The organism is Mammaliicoccus sp. N-M50 (genome assembly GCF_022386995.1).
In the GTDB taxonomy this organism is placed as follows: domain Bacteria; phylum Bacillota; class Bacilli; order Staphylococcales; family Staphylococcaceae; genus Mammaliicoccus; species Mammaliicoccus sciuri_A.
On sequence record NZ_JAJNJA010000002.1, the window covers coordinates 236,477 to 257,785 of the forward strand.

Below are 21,309 nucleotides of genomic sequence, written 5' to 3' on the forward strand. Positions count from 1 at the left end.
TCTTTAGGTGTTTTTCAAGTTTTTTTAATGGATTTATAAAGCGTTTAAAAGTATTAGAGCTATTTACTAACAAAATGCGATTATAAATATTGAGGTGTTATTTGGTATATTAATTTATATCAAAAAGGAGTTAAAAAGCATGTTCAAAATGTTTATATTCGGTGCAATCATTGCAAGTTATATGTATCAACTTACGGGTGTGAAGAAAGTGAACTTTCATTTGTTAACGAAGCGTTCTGTTTGTGAATCATGCCATACATCACTTAAACCAATAGATTTAATACCCATTGTAAGTTATGTAGCATTGCGCGGTAAATGTCGTTATTGTAAGAAGGATATTCCAATAAGTTTATTAATTTGTGAAGTCTTTTTAGGCATACTATTTCTCACTCCAATTCTTTCAACAGTTCAACTAAATCCTCTTTTGTATTACTTCTTAATTATCTTTTTAATACCTTTGTCCATTTATGATTTCCATCATTTTGTCATACCGAATCATATGCTCATCATTATGTTAGTATGTAGTGTTTATTTATTTGGAATAACGCGAGAACAATTTATTTACGCACTGATTATCATATTAATTTTGCACATCTTATATTTCATATCAAGGGGAGGGCTAGGTTATGGAGATATTAAATTATTTTCGTTACTCAGTTTAATTTTATCGGTATCACATTTTATATTATGTTTTATGTTTACTTTTATATTTGCGGGTGTATTGATCACACTTTATGTATGTATCACACGAAATAAAATTCAAAAAGTACCACTCGTTCCTTTTTTGACACTTGCAGTTATATTTGTACAATTATTCCAAATTCAACTTAATGATTATTTTTTAGGAGGCTACTATGGTTATTAAAATTAAAGATTTACAACATGAAGATAAACCGAGAGAAAGACTTAAATCATATGGTCCGGATAAATTAACAAATAGAGAATTATTGGCGATCATTATTAATTCAGGAAGCAAACAATACTCCAGTCTAGAATGTGCAAATAAAGTATTGAATTTAGTTGAAAATACTAGAGAGCTAAGACATTTAACATTGTCTGAATTGCTAAGTGTTAATGGCATTGGTGAATCTAAGGCAATTACAATTTTGGCAGTTATTGAATTAGCTAAAAGAATGCATAGCAATACTGTTCTCGACAAAGTAGAAATCAATGAACCACAAGATGTTGCAGATTATTTAATGGAAAAATTAAGATATTTAAAGCAAGAACACTTTGTGGCTTTATTATTAAATACAAAGAATCAAATTATACATGAACAATCGATTTTTATTGGTTCATTAAATATGGCTGTTGTTCATCCGAGAGATTTATTGAGAGAGGCAGTTAAGCATTCTGCTGCTTCAATTGTGATTGCACATAATCATCCAAGTGGTGATCCAACACCCTCCTTAGAAGATATTAAAACGACAAAGCGCATATTATATTGTTGTGATTTAATGGGTATCGACTTATTAGATCATATTATCATTGGTGATGGTGAATTTATTAGCATATTTGAAAACGACTATATCATGCGTGAAGACTTAGAAATTAATAATATAACTGAATGATTCAATGTTATAATGTAATTAAAAATGAGTCAGGAGTTTTTATTTTGCAAATCATAACGTTCATATTTGTCGTATTACCGTTACTATTTATCATTTCTTTATTTCAACGCAAGAAAAAGCGACCAATTGTTAGAAAAGACTATGGCATCACTTTGGTGTTAGGTATCATAGGTGTATTCTTAGCATCTATTATTCTTACTTTAACTAAAGATGGTTCTGCACTTTCAATTAATTTAATGTTCGGTTCAATTGTTGCAGGAATTGCTTGGGGTATTCTCGTTTCAATTACATTATTCATTTTAAACAAAATATTAAACAAATAAATAAAATTGTAAATTTTCGGATATTATATTGACATTAATTTTTGAAAAGGCTATCATTAACTTAAATTTATGAGAGAGGAGGTAGTGACTTATGAGAAACATCAGAAGAAGATTTTATAAACAAACAACATCATACATCACTACCCCTACGTTAAATATGAAGCATTAGGGAGTAGTATATTCACTTCCTTTAGAATGTAATTTAAGCACACGCTTTCTTTAAGGATGCGTGTGCTTTTTTGTGTTTAATGATAGGGGTTAAGGGGGGACAACATGTTTCAAGCAATTAAAAAGTTAATGTGGTTTTTTAAAGGTCATTGGAAGAGATATACGATTGCAATTATTCTGTTGCTAATTGCGAACGTTGTAGAAGTATTGCCACCTTGGATAGTAGGGCAGACTATAGATAAGATAAGTGACCGTTCTTTGACTGAACAAATATATCATCAATTAGTAATTATTTTTATAATTGTATTAATTTTGTCTTATATCGTGAATTATATTTGGAGAACTTTAATTTTTTCAGGTTCTCAAATACTTGAGTCACTTATGAGACGTAAACTGATGCAAAAATTTTTATCTATGAGTCCAACATTTTTTGAGAAAAATCGAACTGGAGATTTAATGGCAAAGTCTACAAACGATTTGAATCAAATTAGAAATACTGCAGGGATAGGGATTTTAACTTTAATTGATTCTACGACATTTATGGGAACGATAATATTAACGATGGGTATTACAGTGTCATGGAAGCTTACACTATTTGCACTGATTCCATTACCTTTACTAGCCATATTAGAAATTGAATTAGGTAAAAGAATTCATAAACGCTATTTAGTTTCACAAAAATCGTTTGGTGATATGAATGACAGTGTTCTTGAGTCTATTGAAGGTGTACGTGTTACAAGAGCGTATGTACAAGAAGATAAACTCAACAAAGATTTCAAAAATATGACCGAAAGTGTCGTAGAAAAATTTATGAATGTTGAAAAAATGGATGCGTTTTTTCAACCAATAACGATTATTATCACTGCTATGAGTCAAGTGATCGGAATAGGTTATGGAGCATTTCTCGTTAACAGTGGTGAAATGACAATTGGTGGACTAATTTCATTCACCGTATATTTAAATATGCTCGTATGGCCAATGTTTTCAGTTGGTATTTTGATTAATATTATGCAAAGAGGTAATGCGTCTATAGATCGTGTTGAAGAAACATTAAATGAAGCGGAAACAGTAATTGATGTAGAAAATAAAGGTATGCCTTCACATGATATAGGTATGAATTCGGTTGTGTTTAAATATCCATCAAGTGAATCCATAAACTTGAACAACATCAATATTATACTAGGTAAAGGTGAAACTTTAGGTATTGTTGGTGCAACTGGTTCTGGGAAGACGACGTTAATCAAACAAATTTTGAAAGAATATCCTACTGGTGATGGAGAAATCGTACTTGGAGATACTAATATTAATCAAATTTCAAAAAGTGATTTAAGAAGTTTAATTGGTTATGTATCTCAAGAAAATATTTTATTCTCTAGATCTATTAGAGATAACATTAGATTTGGTAAATCGAATGCTACCGACAATGAAATCGAAGAAGCGATCAAATTAGCATACTTTGAAAAAGATATCGAACGTTTACCTCAAGGATTAGAAACATTAGTAGGAGAAAAAGGTATAGCTATTTCTGGAGGTCAAAAGCAAAGAATAGCAATTGCTAGAGCATTGATAATGGATCCTAAAATATTAATTTTAGACGATGCACTATCGGCTGTTGATGCAAAAACTGAAAAGAAAATTATACAAAATATACAAAAATATAGACAAGGTAAAACAACCATTATTGCGACACATCGATTATCTGGTGTTAAACATGCTAATCAAATTGTTGTCATGGACCACGGAGAAATCACGGAGTCAGGTACACATGATCAATTACTCCAAATGAATGGTTGGTACAAATCTCAATTTGAAAGACAACGGTTGAAGGAGGTGTATAGCAAGTGAGTATTGTAAATCAACTCTTTCCATTTGTTAGCAAATATAAGAAAAGATTCATCATTGGTATTGTTATATTAATTGGAGCAGTGGGGTTCGAATTATTAGGGCCATTGGTTGCGATGTATATTATTGATCATTATGTTAAAACATCTGCTTCACAAATTATACAATTACGACCAGTGCTACTATTATTGAGTTTGTTCTTTGTAGTGTCACTTATTCATGCGATATTAAGTTATTTTCAAACACTCGTTCTTCAACGTGCTGGATCAGATGTAATTAAAGAGTTAAGAATTAAGCTCTTTGAACACGTTCAAAAGTTACCGATTAAATACTTTGATAATTTACCAGCTGGAAAAGTAGTAGCTAGAATAACGAATGATACGCAAATGATACTCGAACTATTCACTGTTATATTACCAAACTTTATTTCAGCTTTTATTACGATGATAGGTGTCATTATTGCGATATTCTTTATTAATATTAAAATTGGTTTTATCGCATTGATTACAATACCTTTCGTAATACTTTGGTTATTGTGGTACAAAAAAGTAACGGGTAAATACAACTATGTCATTCGAGAAAAAAATAGTGATATGAATGCACTTATCAATGAATCTATAAATGGTATGAATATCATTCAAGCATTTAAACAGGAAAAACAAATTATGAATGATTTTGATGAAATGAATCAAGCGTATTTAAACAATTATAAAAAAATCATACAATTTGATTCGCTGACAGAACATAATTTGTTAAGTACGATTAGAAGTATTGTGTTTTTAATGTTAATTGTCGTATTTGGAACACAATTTCTAAATTCTTCTGTTGCAATTTCAGTCGGAACGTTATATATTCTTGTAAATTATATAACAAGATTGTTTGATCCATTGTTTGGTGTATTAAATGTATTGGGGCAATTAGAACAGGCAAGAGTTTCTTGCGTAAGAGTATTTGAAATGATGAATGTCTCTGAAGAAAAGATGCCAGAACATCAAATTCAGTTGCCTAAAAAAATAGAAGGTCGTGTACATTTTAAAGATGTATCGTTTGCTTATAATGAAGGTGAATACGTCTTGGAAGATATCAATTTAGATGTCGATAAAGGACAAACAATTGCGTTAGTTGGACATACAGGTTCTGGGAAAAGTTCTATTATGAATTTACTATTCAGATTCTATGATCCTACTAATGGAACAATTGAAATTGATGGTATACCGACCATTAAGACTGATAAAAGAGATATGCGTAAACATATGGGCATTGTATTACAAGACCCATACTTATATACAGGGACTATTTTATCCAACATTACATTAGACGATCCTAAAGTAACACGAGAAAAAGCTGTTGAAAGTTTAAATGCAGTAGGTGGAGATAGAGTGTTAGAACACTTTAAAAAAGGTATTGATGAGCCAGTTATAGAAAGGGGTCGAACACTAAGTTCTGGACAACGACAAATCATTTCATTTGCGAGAGCACTTGCATTTGATCCAGAAATTTTGATTTTAGATGAAGCAACATCAAGTATTGATTCTGAAACGGAAGAAATTATACAAAAAGCAATGACTGTGTTGTCTAAAGGACGAACATCATTTATTATTGCGCACCGACTTTCAACGATTAAGAATGCTGATCAAATTATTGTTCTTGATAAAGGTCGCATTATTGAAAAAGGCAATCATGATGAGTTAATCAAGTTAGAAGGGCAATATTACAAAATGTATCAAATGCAGTCTTTAACAGATTAATCGTGTTAAACAAACTAATGGCCTGGGATATATTATCCCAGGCCATTGTTTTATATTTTTTAAACTCATCATTGCGGTCACATAAAGTAAAGTACGCCTTGATATATGAAGTAAATAACTAAAGCGATGATTGCTAATTTTATTACAACTCTTAATAATCCAACGAAAAATCTAAAAAAGATAATTAAAAACAAGATAGCTAAAAATATATATATTAATTCCAAATTTATCACCTCTTGAATTCATTATAAAGAATAAACTCATTAAATACATCAGACTACAGAATGATTAAAGATTTAGGTCTAAAGCCCGATGATGATATTTGAGCAATTTTCGTATAATATAAATGAATGAGAGGTGTCTATAATTTTGAGATGGTTATTTAGATTAATTAGAAATTTATTAGCGTTATTAGCAATTGTCATTATCATTGTTATTGTATATAGAAACGTACCAGCATTGAGTGATTTAAATCCGTTTGATCATAGTAATGAACAAACGACTGAAGAAATGGCTCCACAACATGCAAATGCAACTTATAAAATTGAAGATAATCCATTATTACAAAATGTACCATTAGGTCAAACTAAACAAGCATTTAATTGGATCAATAAAAGTGAATTCATGGATGTTTCAGGACTAGAACGTATGGGATTTGACGACAACTATGTTGCAGGGCAAAGAGGAACAGAGTATATCTTGTATAAATTTGGGGAACCAAAGATGTATGTTTATCAAACAGAGCAAGATTTAATGAATGATTTAAGTGCAATGCACTCAAATATAGAATTATTACCTAAAACTGCATATTAAATTTTTATTTCGGCAGTCTCTTACTTTATTTAAAGTGCTGTGTAAGCTAAAATAGTAATATCATTGTTAATGAGTCATTTGAAGATTAAGAGGTGTTCGGATTGTCGAATTTTTTTAAAAATAATAAAATAATGATTTTTCTAATTTCTATGGTTTTATTAATTGTAATTGTTGGTTATTCAGTGAGAGCGCAATCTGCATCGCTTAGTGAACAATATGCGAGTGATACATCATCGTTTGGTGGAAGAATCGTATCTTATCCAGTTACTTTTGTTTCTGATTTCTTCTCTGGAATTTTCACTTCAGACGAAGACGTTGATAAACTAAAAGAAGAAGTAAAAAGTACAGATCAAATCAAAGCTGATAAAGCAAGATTAGAAAAAGAAAACAAAGCCTTAAAAAAAGAATTGGATATGAAGGATATTTCGCAATTCAATCCAATATCAGCTACTGTAATCGGTAGAAGTCCAGATCAATGGATGAATACAATCATTATTGATAAAGGAAAAAAGAGCGGCATGAAAGAAAATATGGCTGTCATTACGAGTGAAGGTTTAGTAGGTAGAATTAAAAAAGCAAACCAATTTTCTTCACAAGTTGAATTAATATCTACAAGTGTTAAAACGAGTAAGCTTTCAGTAGATATACAGCAAGATGATGATAATATCTTTGGTATGATTAATCGATATGACGAAGATAAAGATTTACTTGTTATTAGTGATATCGATAATAAATACAGTATCAAAAAAGGATCTAAAGTTGTAACAAATGGTTTAGGTGACCAACTTCCTAAAGGTATATTAGTTGGTAAAGTTGAAAAAGTAGAAAATGATGAATATGGTTTATCTAAAGTTGCTTACATCAAGACATCTACAAACATTAAAGAATTAAACCATGTATATGTTGCTAAACGTGATCCAGAAACGATACCTTCATCTGAAGAAAGTGGTGAGGAATAATGAGATTTTACGTTATTCCTTTAATTGGTGTCTTATTATTTTACTTAGATTCATTATTAACACGTTTATCACCTTTACATTTATTTGGTGAGACATTTATTATCGTGCCTCGATTAACATTTTTGTACTTACTCATAATTGCTGTATACAAAAATCCTAAAGTTGCCATTATTTTAGCAATCGTTACAGGTATTTTTACAGATATTTATTATGGCGGTATATACGGTGTCTATACATTTGGATATGCTATTTTTGTGATTATGATGGATAAACTATTTAAAGTATTTTATAGAGATATTTTGATGATGGTTATTCTCTTAATATCTTCAGTTGTATTACTTGAAATATGGGTCATGGTTTTTTATGGATTTTTAGGCATTGCCTCTATTAATATTGGCCAAATTATTCTATTTAGATTAATTCCAACTGTCATATTTAATTTAATATGTTTAATCATCATTTTCCCATTTGTATTAAAATTATTAGAAAGAAATACTAATTAATGAAAGATTATTGACATCAATAGCTGTAGGTGGTACTCTATTGAAGTTGAGTAGTTTCTAGCTACATACAACCGCTCGATCATAGGTCTTAAAGTACGTATGTCACCTATGAATGGCGTGACTTAAAAAATTAGGAGGTGCAAGTATGTTTGCTATAATTGAAACTGGCGGAAAGCAAGTTAAAGTAGAAGAAGGTCAAACAATTTGGGTTGAGAAATTAGACGTAAATGAAGGTGATTCATTCACATTTGACCAAGTATTATTTGTAGGTGGAGATTCAGTTAAAGTTGGATCACCTGTTGTTGAAGGTGCTTCAGTTACTGCTAAAGTTGAAAAACAAGGACGCGGTAAAAAAATCACTGTATTCAAATACAAAGCTAAGAAAAACTACAAACGTAAACAAGGTCATCGTCAACCTTACACTAAATTAACAATCGAAAAAATCAACGCATAATTTATGATTAATGTAGATGTTAGTTTGAATCAAGAAGGGCAAGTTACAGATATTGAAATGTCTGGACATGCTGATTCAGGTGAATACGGTAAAGACTTAGTCTGTGCCGGTGCTTCAGCAGTTGTCTTTGGTACAACAAATGCTATCATTGGATTAACTGATGAGTCGCCTGATATAGATTACAGTGACGACGGTGGATATTTTCATATACGTAGTGTAAACTTAGAAAATGAACAAGCGCAAATATTATTACAAGGCCTTATCGTTTCTTTGAAAACAATCGAAGAAGAATATGGGCAATATATTAAACTAAATTACAAGTGAGGTGTAACTCATGTTAAAATTAAACTTACAATTTTTCGCATCGAAAAAAGGGGTAGGTTCTACAAAGAACGGTCGTGACTCTGAATCAAAACGTTTAGGTGCTAAACGTGCTGACGGTCAATTCGTTACTGGTGGTTCTATTCTTTATCGTCAACGTGGAACTAAAGTTTTCGCTGGTGAAAACGTAGGTCGCGGTGGAGACGATACATTATTCGCTAAAATCGACGGCGTTGTTAAATTCGAACGTTTTGGTCGTGACAAAAAGAAAGTATCTGTATACGCAGCTGCTGAATAATCTTTATATTTAGATGAGGCTGGGACATGTATAATTGTCCCAGCCTCAATCATTATGTTGGCAGTTATTTATATAAATATGAATGGTACGTTTTATTTATAATGAAGGTATTCAGAAATGCAGTTTCTTTTTTTATTCATAATATTAAAATGTTATAATGAGTGTTATGAATAATGATAATAAAGGTGATGGAATGAATAATTTAGATGTGTATTTAAAGTCTAGACATGATTTTGTGAATCAGTTCCAATTGTTATATACATATAAACAGTTAGGAAAACATGAAGAGGTTGATTTATTAATTGATGAATTGTACAAAAATCTCAAGCAAGAACAGTTGTTTTTAAATGCACCGTGTAGAAAATTTGTTCATAATGTATTTGAATACAAACTATCTTTGTCAGGCTCTAAGTGGACATTTGAAATTGACAACTCAAATATCGATTATTATCAAAAGAACTTAGAAAGAACAGATAATACTTTAGCAAATATATTTAATGATTTGAAATATGTTGTGATTAACGATATGGATGAAAAAAATATTCATATTAGTCTTACAGTAGAAGAGGAATTTGTCACAATGATTATTTGGTTAAGTGCGACTAATCAGGAGCTTAATCAAATTGAACAATCATTTTCTAAATATAACGTTGAAATTTTATCAGAAAGTCAAAATCATATAGAATTAGAATTTTTTATTAACATAAAAGAAATAGAGGTGTAAACATGTTTATAGATCAGGTCAAAATATCGTTAAAAGCTGGTGATGGCGGTAACGGTTTAGTAGCTTTTCGTCGTGAAAAGTATGTTCCATTTGGTGGACCAGCAGGTGGCGACGGTGGTAAAGGTGCGTCAGTCGTATTTGAGGTAGATGAAGGTTTACGTACTTTATTAGACTTTAGATTCCAAAGAAAATTTAAAGCTGATAAAGGTGAAAATGGACAAAGTAGTAATATGCACGGTCGTGGAGCAGACGACTTAATATTAAAAGTACCACCTGGTACAATTATTAAAAATGCTGAAAATGAAGAGATTTTAGCTGACCTTGTTGAACATGGTCAACGCGCTACAGTCGCTAAAGGTGGCCGTGGTGGTAGAGGTAACTCAAGATTTGCTTCAGCAAGTAATCCGGCACCAGATTTCTGTGAAAATGGTGAACCTGGTGAAGAACTTGAAGTCATGTTAGAACTTAAACTTATGGCAGATGTAGGTTTAGTAGGTTATCCAAGCGTTGGTAAATCAACATTATTATCTATCGTTTCCAAAGCAAAACCAAAAATCGGTGCTTATCACTTTACGACAATTAAACCTAATTTAGGTGTTGTCCAAACAAATGATGGTCGAGGATTTGTAATGGCAGATTTACCGGGTTTAATTGAAGGTGCTTCAGAAGGTGTTGGTTTAGGCCATCAATTCTTAAGACATATTGAACGTACAAGAGTAATTGTTCATATAATTGATATGAGTGGTATGGAAGGCAGAGACCCATATGAAGATTATGTTACAATTAATCAAGAATTAAAATCATATAATGAAAATCTTTCTAGAAGACCACAAATTGTTGTTGCGAATAAAATGGATTTACCAGATTCAGAAACACAATTAGAAATGTTTAAAGAACAACTTCAAGAAGATGTTAATATTATTCCTATTAGTACAGTTACACGTCATAACGTTGATAAACTACTATATCAAATTGCTGATTTATTAGATGAAACTGAAGGAATGGACTTCGATTCAGTCGAAGAAGAAACTGGCGTACATCGTGTTGTCTATAAACACGAAAAATCACGAGATCATTTTGTTATTACAAGAGATGACGATGGTGCCTATGTTGTATCAGGTAATTCGATTGAAAGATTATTCAAAATGACGGACTTTAATCGTGATGCAGCAGTTAGAAGATTTGCAAGACAAATGCGTTCAATGGGTATTGATGATGCCTTAAGAGAACGCGGTGCTTCAAATGGTGATATTGTAAGAATTTTAGGTGGAGAATTTGAATTTGTCGAATAGGGCGTGTTCCAATTGAAAAAATCAAATGAATCAACAAAAAGGTTTTATTTAATCAGAGAAGATGTTTTGCCAGAGTCAGTGCAAAAGACAATCAAAGTTAAAAATGCATTATTAAAAAATAATAATTTAACGATTTATGATGCAGTTAAAGAATTTAATTTATCTAGAAGTGCTTTTTATAAATATAAAGATACAATATTTCCAATTGATAGATTAGAAGAACAGACCAAAAATTTAACATTAATTTTATATGTACAAGATGAAGTGGGAATGCTCGCAACTGTCTTGAATAAAATTGCTGAAGTTAAAGGTTCTGTACTTACCATACATCAAAGTCTACCAATAAAGGATAGAGCAACGATTACTATTTCTCTTAATGCTGCAAATATTGAGTTATCATTAGAAGAGTTAATGGATGCAATTAAAGAAAGTCCATATGTTGATGAAGTAGAAATTATTGGAATGAGTATGTAAAGGAAGTTGTCTAAATGTATGCATATATAAAAGGAATCGTTACACAATTATATCCTTCTCATATTGTAGTTGAGGCAAATGGTATAGGTTATGAAATTCAAACACCTAACTCATATCGTTTTCAATCTCAATTAGATAAAGAAACGCAAGTATATACACAATTAATTGTGCGTGAAGATGCCCAATTATTATATGGATTTGTGAATCTTGAAGAAAAGGATATGTTTTTAAGCTTAATTAAAGTGACAGGTATTGGACCGAAGTCAGCTTTAGCAATTTTAGCGACAAGCACGCCTAATGAAGTAGCAATTGCTATAGAAAATGAAAATGAATCATATTTAACAAAGTTTCCAGGTATCGGTAAAAAAACAGCAAGACAAATTATTCTTGATTTAAAAGGGAAATTAATCATCACAGAAGAGTCTGAGTTATTCCCAGAAAGTAAAGATGCCGGTCAAGATGTATTAGAAGAAGCTTTGTTAGCTTTAGAAGCATTAGGTTACTCTAAACGAGAAATTACAAAAGTTAAGAAGAACCTAGAAAAAGAATCATTTGATTCAGTAGATGCTTGTGTTAAAAGAGGTTTAGCATTACTTATTCAGTAAATGAGGTGATTTTTTGGATGAGCGATTAATGGATGAACATGGGCACGAAGATGATATCCAAAGTGAACTTTCATTAAGACCAGATACTTTAAATCAATATATTGGTCAAAACAATATTAAATCAAACTTAGATATATTTATTAAAGCTGCTAAGTTAAGAGAAGAACCTTTAGATCATTGTTTACTTTACGGTCCACCTGGTCTAGGTAAGACAACTTTAGCTCATATTATATCTAATGAGATGAATGTTAATTTACGAACTGCAAGCGGACCTTCTATTGAAAGACCCGGTGATTTAGCAGCCATACTTTCTGCGCTACAACCTGGAGATGTACTTTTCATAGATGAGATACACCGATTAAGCAGAGTTGTTGAAGAAGTGTTATACCCTGCAATGGAAGATTTCTTCTTAGATATCGTTGTTGGTAAAGGTGAAGAAGCAAGAAGTATTAGAATCGATTTGCCGCCATTTACGCTAGTAGGTGCCACAACGCGTGTCGGGAGCCTTTCAGCACCTTTGAGAGATCGTTTCGGTGTGCATCTTAGATTAGAATATTACGACGATAATAGTTTACAAGAAATTATAAAGCGTACTGCTGAAGTATTTGAAGTAGACATTGATCAAAATAGCACGGTTGAGTTATCTAAACGAAGTAGAGGGACACCTCGTATAGCAAATCGTTTATTACGTAGAGTGCGTGATTTTGCTCAAGTAGAAGGTGACGAAGCAATTTCTATAGATATTACAAAGCATGCTTTAGATTTATTGCAAGTAGATGAAGAAGGACTCGACCATATAGACTATAAAATTATGCACTGTATCCTGAATAATTATAAAGGTGGTCCAGTTGGATTAGATGCAATAGCAGCTACAATAGGTGAAGAACGTATAACACTTGAAGACGTTTATGAACCTTATCTCATCCAAAAAGGATTTATAGAAAGAACGCCAAGAGGTCGTCGTGCAACTGCATTAAGTTATGATCACTTCGACGTAAAAAAGGATTAGGAAAGAGGCAAAGTTTGTGAATATTGAAGATTTCGATTTTGATTTACCTGAATCATTAATTGCACAAACACCACTGTTAGATAGAGAAAGCAGTAGGTTATTAAAATGTAATAAAGTAACAGGTGAATTAGAAGATTTAACATTTAAAGAAGTTGTCAATCAACTTTCACCAGGGGACTGTTTAGTATTAAATGATACGAAAGTTATGCCAGCAAGGTTATTTGGTATCAAAGAAGAAACTGGTGCAAAAGTAGAAATGCTAATGCTAACGCAACAAGAAGATAATGAATGGGAAGTATTGATTAAACCAGCTAAACGTATTAGAGTTGGTCAATCTGTGTCATTTGGAGAAGGTAAAATTATTGCGACTTGTGTCAAAGAACTTGAACAAGGTGGACGCATTATGAAACTTTCATACGAAGGTATTTTACAAGAAAGATTAGATGAACTAGGTGAAATGCCTTTACCACCATATATTAAAGAACGTTTAGATGACCAAGATAGATATCAAACAGTTTATGCTAAAGCAGTTGGGTCTGCAGCTGCGCCTACAGCAGGTTTACATTTCACTGAACATTTATTACAAGAAATCGCTGATAAAGGCGTCCACATTGCTTTTATTACATTACATGTTGGCTTAGGTACATTTAGACCAGTTAGTGTAGATAATATAGATGATCATGAGATGCATTCAGAATATTACCAAATGACTGCTGAAACGGCTGATTTATTAAATCGTGTAAAAGCAAGTGGTCATAAAATCATATCTGTAGGTACAACATCTACAAGAACGCTAGAAACAATTCGATCTAAAAATGACCAATTTGTTGAAGAAAGTGGTTGGACAGATATATTTATTTATCCGGGATATGAATTTAAAGCGATAGATGGATTAATTACCAATTTCCATTTACCAAAATCAACACTTATCATGTTGGTATCTGCATTATCAACTAGAGAACATATTTTAAATGCATATAAACATGCTGTTGAAGAAAAGTATAGATTCTTTAGTTTTGGCGATGCAATGATTTTAATATAGAAAAGGAGTAACAATATGCCTGCAGTAACATATGAGCACATTAAAACTTGTAAGCAATCAGGTGCAAGACTCGGGATTGTGCATACACCTCATGGTTCATTTGAGACGCCAATGTTCATGCCTGTTGGAACTAAAGCAACCGTTAAGACAATGAGCCCTGAAGAGCTTAAACAAATGGAAGCAAAAATTATACTTAGTAATACCTATCATTTGTGGTTACAACCTGGAAGTGATATCATTTCTAAAGTGGGTGGATTACATAAGTTTATGAATTGGGATGGACCTATACTTACTGATTCTGGTGGTTTTCAAGTATTCAGCTTAAGTGATATGAGAAAAATCGAAGAAGAAGGTGTACATTTTAGACATCATTTAAATGGTTCTAAATTGTTCTTAAGTCCTGAAAAAGCGATGCATATTCAAAATGATCTTGGTTCAGATATTATGATGGCGTTTGATGAATGTCCTCCAATGCCATCTGAATATGAATATGTAAAAAATTCAATTGAGAGAACATCAAGATGGGCGGAAAGATGTCTAGAAGCTCATCGTCGCCCTGAAGATCAAGCTTTATTTGGTATTATCCAAGGTGGAGAATATAAGGATCTTAGAGAGCAAAGTGCTAAAGACCTCGTTTCACTTGATTTTCCTGGCTATGCAATTGGTGGTTTGTCTGTTGGTGAACCTAAACCTGTCATGTATAGAATGGTTGAACATACAACGCCATTAATGCCATTTAATAAACCAAGATATTTAATGGGAGTTGGTTCTCCAGACGCATTAATCGAATGTTCTATTAGGGGCATCGATATGTTTGATTGCGTATTACCTACACGTATAGCTAGAAATGGTACATGTATGACATCTCAAGGTAGAGTCGTTATAAAAAATGCTAAATATCAGCAAGATTTATCTCCACTTGATCCAGAGTGTGATTGTTATACATGTAGAAACTATACTAAAGCATATTTGCGTCATCTGATTAAAGCAGATGAAACATTTGGAATTCGTCTTACTACATATCATAATTTGTATTTCTTATTAAAACTTATGGAGAACATTCGCCAAGCAATAAGAGAAGATCGATTACTTGATTTCAAAGATGAATTTTTCGAGCAGTATGGACTAAATGTAGATAACCCCAAAAACTTTTAAAGGAGATTGAATATGGAAGTATTAGTACAATTATTACCTATTATCTTAATTTTTGCGCTTGTTTGGTTCTTAATGATCAGACCACAACAAAAGCGTGCTAAAGAACATCGTGAATTATTAAACCGTTTAGAAGTGGGTCAAAAAGTAACTTCAATCGGTGGTATCAAAGGTACAGTTAGAGCAGTTGATGAGTCTATCGTTGTTGTTTCTGTAAACGATAAAGGACACGAAATTACATTTGAAAAACCAGCTATCAAACAAGTAGACCCTTCATAAAATAGTTTACTTTTTTAGGAAATTGGTTTAATATTATGTATCATATTTGATGTTAAAAGACATGGTTATCCATGTCTTTTTTTCATTCATGAATGTTATGGCTATTCAACTATAGTTGATGTATGCTATAACATATATAGTGAATTAAATATATGTAAGAGGTGTTATCGTGAAAAAGCGGAGTAGAATTATAGCCTTTTTACTTCTTGCAGTGTTGGTTTTTAGTTTAATAGGATCAACAACAAAAGATATAACAAAGAATGTAAATTTAGGTCTAGACTTACAAGGTGGTTTTGAAGTATTATATCAAGTTAATCCTTTAGACAAAGGTGATAAGATTGATAATGATGCGGTTAAATCTACTGCAAAGACTTTAGAGTCACGTGTAAACGTATTAGGTGTTTCTGAGCCGAAAATTCAAGTTGAGGAAGGTAATCGTATTCGAGTTCAATTAGCTGGTATTAAAGACCAGAATGAAGCTCGTGAAGTACTTTCAACACAAGCGAATTTAACAATCAGAGATGCAAAGGATAGAGTTTTACTATCTGGTAAAGATTTAGTTCAAGGTGGCGCTAAGCAAGGCTTTAAGGACAATACAAACGAAGTAGCCGTTACACTTAAGCTTAAAGATGCCAAAAAGTTCAAAGAAGTAACTGAAAAAGTTTCTAAAATGAATCCTAATTTAATGGTCATTTGGATGGACTATGAAAAAGGAGACAGTTACGAGAAAGAAGCTAAAAAAGAACAAGAAGGTAAAGAGCCAAAATATATTTCTGCAGCAACTGTAAGCCAACCAATCAATTCAGAAAATGTTGAAATTTCTGGTGGATTTAATGGTGAACAAGGCGTTAAAGAAGCAAAACAAATTGCAGACTTATTAAATTCAGGTTCACTACCTGTTAAATTAGATGAAGTGTATTCTACATCAGTAGGTGCGCAATTCGGTAAAGATGCATTAGATGAAACAGTACTTGCTTCTACAATAGGTGTAGGTATTATATTCTTATTCATGCTTATTTACTACCGATTACCTGGTGTTGTAGCAGTCATTACATTAAGTGCTTATGTTTACTTAACATTAGTAGCATTTAACTTTATTTCAGGGGTATTAACATTGCCTGGACTTGCAGCCTTAGTATTAGGTGTAGGTATGGCCGTTGATGCTAACATCATCATGTACGAACGGATAAAAGATGAATTACGGATCGGAAGGACACTACAACAAGCCTTCAAAAAAGGTTCTGGTTCTTCATTTATTACGATATTAGATGCTAACTTAACAACAATTTTAGCAGCGCTCGTATTATTCGTATTTGGTGAAAGTTCAGTAAAAGGTTTCGCAACAATGTTATTACTTGCGATTCTAATGAGTTTTGTAACTTCAGTATTCTTCACAAGAATATTATTAGGTTTACTAGTAAACTCAAATTACTTCAAGAAAAAATACAATTGGTTTGGTGTTTCTAAGAAAGATAGACATGATATTAGTGAAAGATTAGATGTTCATGATTTAAGAACAGTCTATGACAAAATTAATTTCGTAAAACTTGCTAAACCATTATTAACATTTAGTATTATTACAATCATAGTTGGTGCCATCATCGTATCAATATTCAGATTGAATTTAGGTATTGATTTCACAAGTGGTACACGTGTTGACTTACAATCTGATCAAGCTATCAAGACTGAACAAGTTTCAAAACAGTTTAAAGATATGGGGTTAGAACCATCACAAGTTACAACAAGTGGAACTGGAAACAAAATGGCAACCGTACAATTTAAAGATGCATTAAACAAATCTGAAATACAAAAAGTTAAATCTGACTTTGGTAAATCATTGGGTCATGATCCAAACGTAAGTACGGTTTCACCAGTTGTTGGTCAAGAGTTAGCTGGAAACGCATTAAAAGCAATGCTTTATGCAGCAATAGGAATTGTATTATACGTATCCTTTAGATTTGAATGGAGAATGGGTACAACTGCAGTACTTGCGTTATTACATGACGTATTTATGATTGTAGCAGTATTCAGTTTATTCAGACTCGAAGTGGATATTACGTTTATTGCAGCAGTTCTAACAATAATTGGTTATTCAATTAATGACACAATCGTTACATTTGACCGCGTAAGGGAAAATTTACGTAAAGTGAAAGTGATAACGAAACCAGAAACTGTTGATATGATCGTTAACTCATCTATTAGACAAACGATGACAAGATCAATCAATACCGTATTAACAGTTGTAATCGTAGTTGTCGCATTATTAATACTTGGATCATCAAGTATCTTCAACTTCTCATTAGCACTATTAATCGGTTTAGTATCCGGGGTGTTCTCATCAGTATTCGTCGCAGTACCTTTATGGGGTATCTTGAAAAAACGACAACTTAAAAAATCAGAAAATGGTAAATTAGTTGTATATACTGAGAAAAAATCTAACGATGAAAAAATATTAGTTTAATAAATCATGTACCTGTCCTTAGTAAAAGGGCAGGTGCTTTTTTATTTTAGAATATAGGTTTAACTAAGGCGCCCCATAATTACAAAAGTCCATAGAAATGTAACCAAGGCAGCCTATAGTAACAAAAGTCGTCTGAATTGTAACTAAGGAGTGCCATAGTAACAAAAGTCCGGGGAATTGTAACTAAGGAGTGCCATAGTAACAAAAGTCGGAGGAAATGTGACTAAGGCGCCCCATAATTACAAAAGTCGTCTGAATTGTAACTATGGAACCCTATAATTACAAAATCCCGACAAATTGTAACTAACAGCTGCCTTTTTATTCATACATACTCTTTGCTCATGTTTTATTTGTTTAGTAGAGAAAGTATGATATTTCATGTATAATGTTTTGAGTAGAAATGAGGAGATTTGATATGACTAAAGCTTGTTATCAATGGAAAAAATCAGAGCTCAATCAAAATATTGATCCGCAAATCATAAAAAAATATAAAATTTCGCCACTTTTAGAAAAAACTTTAATTTCAAAAGGCTATACGTCTGAAGAACAAATTGAAAGTTTATTATCTAATGAAGTGTTATTCCACGATCCGATGTTACTAAGTGATATGGAAAAGGCAACTTCGAGAATACATAAAGCTATTGAAAATGATGAAAGAATATTAGTATATGGTGATTATGATGCAGATGGTGTCACATCTACAACGATTCTCGTTAAGACTTTAGAGTCTATGGGCGCTACAGTAGGTTGGTATATTCCGAATAGATTTACTGAAGGATATGGACCAAGTGAAGCGGCATTTAGAAATGCACATGATGAAGGTGTTTCTCTTATCATTACAGTGGATAATGGTATTCAAGGTCATCACGAAATTGATATTGCCAATGAACTTGGTATTGATGTGATTGTGACAGACCATCATGAATTTGGCGAAACAAAGCCTAATGCATATGCGATTGTTCACCCTATGCACCCTGATTTTAATTATCCGTTTAAATATTTAGCTGGTGTAGGTGTTTCATATAAACTTTCTAAAGCACTTAAATCAGATATATCAGATGCATTCTTAGGACTAGTTGCTATCGGTACGATTGCCGACTTAGTGAGCTTAACGGATGAAAATAGATATATGGTTAAACAAGGGTTACGCATATTAAATGAACAACCTTTACCAGGGATAAAAAGTTTATTATCCGTAGCTGATTTTACGGATGAAGTAAGTGAACAAACAGTTGGCTTTATTATCGGACCTCGTTTGAACGCAGTTGGTCGATTAGATGATGCCAGATTAGCTGGAGAGTTGCTTATGAGCGATGATGACGATGAAGCGATGTTCTTAGCTGAAGAAGTGGACCAATTTAATACAGAACGTAAAGCAATCGTTGAAAATATTACGAATGAAGCTATGGAGCTAGCTGAAATTGAAATGCAACAAAATGCCCAATTTCTAATACTTGCAAAAGAAGATTGGAATGAAGGTGTATTAGGTATTGTGGCTTCAAGAATAGTCGAGAAGTATCATTTACCAACAATTGTATTAAATGTTGATATTGAGCAAAACCACGCTAAAGGTTCAGCAAGAAGTATTGAACAAGTTTCAATGTTTGAATTTCTAACAAACCATAGCGACTTAATTCGTAAATTTGGTGGCCATCATATGGCAGCTGGTATGACATTAGATATTGACGCGATTGAACCATTGAAGAAAGCTTTGAATGAAGATATGCACAACATAACAGAAGGTAAAAAATTATTACCACAGTTAATCGTTGATGCAGAAATAGAAACTTCAGATATTACGGTTGATAACATATTTGATTTAGAAAGATTAAGACCTTTTGGTACTGATTTATTAGCACCACTATTTTCAATTAGTAATGTTTCGGTTAAATCTGTTAAAGGTATCGGTCAAGGTAATAAACACCTTAAATTAACTTTAACAGACAAAAATATTGCAGCTTTACATTGGAATGCGGGACATCTCATTCATGATATTTCTAATGATACGACAATCAATGTTGCAGGTAGTTTAAATGTTAATGAATGGAATGGACATCAATCACCACAAATTATTCTTAAAGATTTAGCGTTGAGTAATAACCATGCTATTTTTGATTATAGAAGTAAAAATAAACATGACTTGTTAAAAATTGATCAAGAAAATGCATTGTTTGTTATTAACTCATCATCAGAGAAAATAAATGAGCAATATATATATTATGGTGATACGTATCCAAATGAAGTCGAAACGTGTGTGTTAAGAGATTTACCACAAGATTTAGAATCATTCAAACAAACTTTATCTAATATTAAAGCCGAAAAATATTATTTAGTATTTAAAGGGCAAACAAATTCATACTTTGAAGGTATTCCAAGTGATGAAAAGTTCAAACAAGCTTATAAAGCTTTATATATGAATCAATCAACAAATATTCAAAATGATGGCATGAAATTATGTGAAGCATTAAAAATTAAACCTGATCAATTGAAATTCATTTTGAATTGCTTTTATGAGTTAAACTTTATTACAATGAATCGTGGTATAATTGAAATAAATAAAGATGCGGGAAAAAATGACATTCAAAACGCACCGTTATATCAAGCAAGAAAACAACAAATAGAAATAGAAAAGACATTGTTGTACAATGATAGCCAATCATTAATTAAGTGGATGCATTCATTGTTAAGTGATGTTGAGGAGGAAGTATAATGGATTTAAAACAATACGTTTCAGAAGTACAAGATTGGCCAAAACAAGGTGTTAACTTTAAAGATATTACGACAATTATGGATAATGGTGAAGCATACAAGTATGCTACTGACCAAATCGTACAATATGCTCAAGACAAACAAGTTGATGTTGTAGTTGGACCAGAAGCAAGAGGATTTATTATTGGTTGTCCTGTGTCATACGCAATGGGTATTGGCTTTGCACCAGTACGTAAAGAAGGGAAATTACCTCGTGAAGTAATTCGTTATGAATATGATCTTGAATATGGATCAAATGTGTTAACGATGCACAAAGATGCAATCAAACCAGGTCAACGTGTATTGATTACAGATGATTTATTAGCAACAGGTGGTACAATTGAAGCGGCAATTCACTTAGTAGAATCATTAGGTGGAATCGTAGTGGGTATCGCATTTTTAATTGAACTTAAATATTTAAACGGCATTGAAAAATTAAAAGGTTACGATGTTGTTTCGTTAATTTCATACGATGAATAAAATAGTCACTTTGTGGCTATTTTATTTTTAATTATTATAATTA

General features: G+C 32.1%; 22 protein-coding genes and 1 other annotated feature. All 22 genes read left to right on the forward strand.

The window, feature by feature from the left end:
• The first annotated feature begins 139 nt into the window (after positions 1-139).
• Positions 140-865 (forward strand): prepilin peptidase, encoded by a 726-nt coding sequence (locus tag LQ622_RS04455; RefSeq protein ID WP_204170152.1) that lies wholly within the window; start codon positions 140-142, stop codon positions 863-865.
• On the forward strand, positions 855-1,571 hold the full coding sequence (gene radC / locus LQ622_RS04460) for a RadC family protein (protein WP_037588446.1): 717 nt from the start codon (positions 855-857) through the stop codon (positions 1,569-1,571). The genes LQ622_RS04455 and radC overlap by 11 nt, the downstream gene beginning before the upstream one ends.
• A gap of 44 nt (positions 1,572-1,615) precedes the next feature.
• On the forward strand, positions 1,616-1,894 hold the full coding sequence (locus tag LQ622_RS04465) for a hypothetical protein (RefSeq protein WP_204170029.1): 279 nt from the start codon (positions 1,616-1,618) through the stop codon (positions 1,892-1,894).
• Positions 1,895-2,167: 273 nt separating this feature from the next.
• Positions 2,168-3,907 (forward strand): ABC transporter ATP-binding protein, encoded by a 1,740-nt coding sequence (locus LQ622_RS04470; protein WP_204170028.1) that lies wholly within the window; start codon positions 2,168-2,170, stop codon positions 3,905-3,907.
• Positions 3,904-5,652, forward strand: a complete 1,749-nt coding sequence (locus LQ622_RS04475) for an ABC transporter ATP-binding protein (protein WP_037588440.1) — start codon at positions 3,904-3,906, stop codon at positions 5,650-5,652. The genes LQ622_RS04470 and LQ622_RS04475 overlap by 4 nt, the downstream gene beginning before the upstream one ends.
• Before the next feature lie 369 nt (positions 5,653-6,021).
• A complete protein-coding gene (locus tag LQ622_RS04480; protein WP_239762015.1) occupies positions 6,022-6,465 on the forward strand; it encodes a DUF4930 family protein in 444 nt (147 codons plus the stop codon).
• Positions 6,466-6,566: 101 nt separating this feature from the next.
• On the forward strand, positions 6,567-7,424 hold the full coding sequence (gene mreC, locus LQ622_RS04485; protein ID WP_037588437.1) for a rod shape-determining protein MreC: 858 nt from the start codon (positions 6,567-6,569) through the stop codon (positions 7,422-7,424).
• Positions 7,424-7,927, forward strand: a complete 504-nt coding sequence (gene mreD / locus LQ622_RS04490; RefSeq protein ID WP_037588435.1) for a rod shape-determining protein MreD — start codon at positions 7,424-7,426, stop codon at positions 7,925-7,927. The genes mreC and mreD overlap by 1 nt, the downstream gene beginning before the upstream one ends.
• Positions 7,928-7,986: 59 nt before the next feature.
• Positions 7,987-8,060 (forward strand) — a sequence feature (ribosomal protein L21 leader region).
• 12 nt (positions 8,061-8,072) lie between these two features.
• Positions 8,073-8,381 carry a 50S ribosomal protein L21 gene (rplU, locus tag LQ622_RS04495; protein ID WP_016911517.1) on the forward strand — a complete coding sequence of 103 codons (309 nt, stop codon included), beginning with the start codon at positions 8,073-8,075 and terminating at the stop codon, positions 8,379-8,381.
• 3 nt (positions 8,382-8,384) lie between these two features.
• Positions 8,385-8,705 (forward strand): ribosomal-processing cysteine protease Prp, encoded by a 321-nt coding sequence (locus LQ622_RS04500; protein WP_037588433.1) that lies wholly within the window; start codon positions 8,385-8,387, stop codon positions 8,703-8,705.
• A 10-nt stretch (positions 8,706-8,715) separates the two neighbouring features.
• Positions 8,716-9,000, forward strand: a complete 285-nt coding sequence (gene rpmA / locus LQ622_RS04505) for a 50S ribosomal protein L27 (RefSeq protein WP_025904267.1) — start codon at positions 8,716-8,718, stop codon at positions 8,998-9,000.
• 157 nt (positions 9,001-9,157) lie between these two features.
• On the forward strand, positions 9,158-9,724 hold the full coding sequence (locus LQ622_RS04510; RefSeq protein ID WP_232193780.1) for a Spo0B domain-containing protein: 567 nt from the start codon (positions 9,158-9,160) through the stop codon (positions 9,722-9,724).
• 2 nt (positions 9,725-9,726) lie between these two features.
• Positions 9,727-11,016, forward strand: coding sequence for a GTPase ObgE (obgE, locus tag LQ622_RS04515; RefSeq protein ID WP_204170026.1), 1,290 nt, complete (start codon positions 9,727-9,729; stop codon positions 11,014-11,016).
• A gap of 12 nt (positions 11,017-11,028) precedes the next feature.
• A complete protein-coding gene (locus tag LQ622_RS04520) occupies positions 11,029-11,490 on the forward strand; it encodes an ACT domain-containing protein (RefSeq protein WP_025904264.1) in 462 nt (153 codons plus the stop codon).
• Between the two features lie 14 nt (positions 11,491-11,504).
• Entirely contained in the window at positions 11,505-12,095 is a 591-nt protein-coding gene (gene ruvA / locus LQ622_RS04525; RefSeq protein ID WP_025904263.1) for a Holliday junction branch migration protein RuvA, read from the forward strand.
• A gap of 28 nt (positions 12,096-12,123) precedes the next feature.
• The gene (ruvB, locus tag LQ622_RS04530; RefSeq protein WP_411814786.1) at positions 12,124-13,104 is read left to right on the forward strand and encodes a Holliday junction branch migration DNA helicase RuvB; all 981 of its coding nucleotides are present in this window, start codon (positions 12,124-12,126) and stop codon (positions 13,102-13,104) included.
• Positions 13,105-13,120: 16 nt separating this feature from the next.
• Positions 13,121-14,146 carry a tRNA preQ1(34) S-adenosylmethionine ribosyltransferase-isomerase QueA gene (gene queA, locus LQ622_RS04535; protein ID WP_204170023.1) on the forward strand — a complete coding sequence of 342 codons (1,026 nt, stop codon included), beginning with the start codon at positions 13,121-13,123 and terminating at the stop codon, positions 14,144-14,146.
• Between the two features lie 15 nt (positions 14,147-14,161).
• Positions 14,162-15,301 (forward strand): tRNA guanosine(34) transglycosylase Tgt, encoded by a 1,140-nt coding sequence (tgt, locus tag LQ622_RS04540; protein WP_025904260.1) that lies wholly within the window; start codon positions 14,162-14,164, stop codon positions 15,299-15,301.
• A 12-nt stretch (positions 15,302-15,313) separates the two neighbouring features.
• Positions 15,314-15,577: a preprotein translocase subunit YajC gene (gene yajC / locus LQ622_RS04545; protein WP_025904259.1), complete on the forward strand. Its 264-nt coding sequence runs from the start codon at positions 15,314-15,316 to the stop codon at positions 15,575-15,577.
• Positions 15,578-15,746: 169 nt separating this feature from the next.
• Positions 15,747-18,038, forward strand: a complete 2,292-nt coding sequence (secDF, locus tag LQ622_RS04550) for a protein translocase subunit SecDF (protein WP_239762014.1) — start codon at positions 15,747-15,749, stop codon at positions 18,036-18,038.
• A 415-nt stretch (positions 18,039-18,453) separates the two neighbouring features.
• On the forward strand, positions 18,454-20,748 hold the full coding sequence (gene recJ, locus LQ622_RS04555; protein WP_239762013.1) for a single-stranded-DNA-specific exonuclease RecJ: 2,295 nt from the start codon (positions 18,454-18,456) through the stop codon (positions 20,746-20,748).
• On the forward strand, positions 20,748-21,266 hold the full coding sequence (locus LQ622_RS04560; RefSeq protein WP_025904256.1) for an adenine phosphoribosyltransferase: 519 nt from the start codon (positions 20,748-20,750) through the stop codon (positions 21,264-21,266). The genes recJ and LQ622_RS04560 overlap by 1 nt, the downstream gene beginning before the upstream one ends.
• The last annotated feature ends 43 nt before the right edge of the window (positions 21,267-21,309 follow it).

What these genes read in the sequence shown, in the direction of transcription:
- LQ622_RS04455 (WP_204170152.1), top strand. Translation starts at nt 140, where the DNA reads ATGTTCAAAATGTTTATATTCGGTGCAATCATTGCAAGTTATATGTAT.
- radC (WP_037588446.1), top strand. Translation starts at nt 855, where the DNA reads ATGGTTATTAAAATTAAAGATTTACAACATGAAGATAAACCGAGAGAA.
- LQ622_RS04470 (WP_204170028.1), top strand. Translation starts at nt 2,168, where the DNA reads ATGTTTCAAGCAATTAAAAAGTTAATGTGGTTTTTTAAAGGTCATTGG.
- mreD (WP_037588435.1), top strand. Translation starts at nt 7,424, where the DNA reads ATGAGATTTTACGTTATTCCTTTAATTGGTGTCTTATTATTTTACTTA.
- rplU (WP_016911517.1), top strand. Translation starts at nt 8,073, where the DNA reads ATGTTTGCTATAATTGAAACTGGCGGAAAGCAAGTTAAAGTAGAAGAA.
- LQ622_RS04500 (WP_037588433.1), top strand. Translation starts at nt 8,385, where the DNA reads ATGATTAATGTAGATGTTAGTTTGAATCAAGAAGGGCAAGTTACAGAT.
- rpmA (WP_025904267.1), top strand. Translation starts at nt 8,716, where the DNA reads ATGTTAAAATTAAACTTACAATTTTTCGCATCGAAAAAAGGGGTAGGT.
- LQ622_RS04510 (WP_232193780.1), top strand. Translation starts at nt 9,158, where the DNA reads ATGAGTGTTATGAATAATGATAATAAAGGTGATGGAATGAATAATTTA.
- obgE (WP_204170026.1), top strand. Translation starts at nt 9,727, where the DNA reads ATGTTTATAGATCAGGTCAAAATATCGTTAAAAGCTGGTGATGGCGGT.
- ruvA (WP_025904263.1), top strand. Translation starts at nt 11,505, where the DNA reads ATGTATGCATATATAAAAGGAATCGTTACACAATTATATCCTTCTCAT.
- ruvB (WP_411814786.1), top strand. Translation starts at nt 12,124, where the DNA reads ATGGATGAACATGGGCACGAAGATGATATCCAAAGTGAACTTTCATTA.
- tgt (WP_025904260.1), top strand. Translation starts at nt 14,162, where the DNA reads ATGCCTGCAGTAACATATGAGCACATTAAAACTTGTAAGCAATCAGGT.
- yajC (WP_025904259.1), top strand. Translation starts at nt 15,314, where the DNA reads ATGGAAGTATTAGTACAATTATTACCTATTATCTTAATTTTTGCGCTT.
- recJ (WP_239762013.1), top strand. Translation starts at nt 18,454, where the DNA reads ATGACTAAAGCTTGTTATCAATGGAAAAAATCAGAGCTCAATCAAAAT.
- LQ622_RS04560 (WP_025904256.1), top strand. Translation starts at nt 20,748, where the DNA reads ATGGATTTAAAACAATACGTTTCAGAAGTACAAGATTGGCCAAAACAA.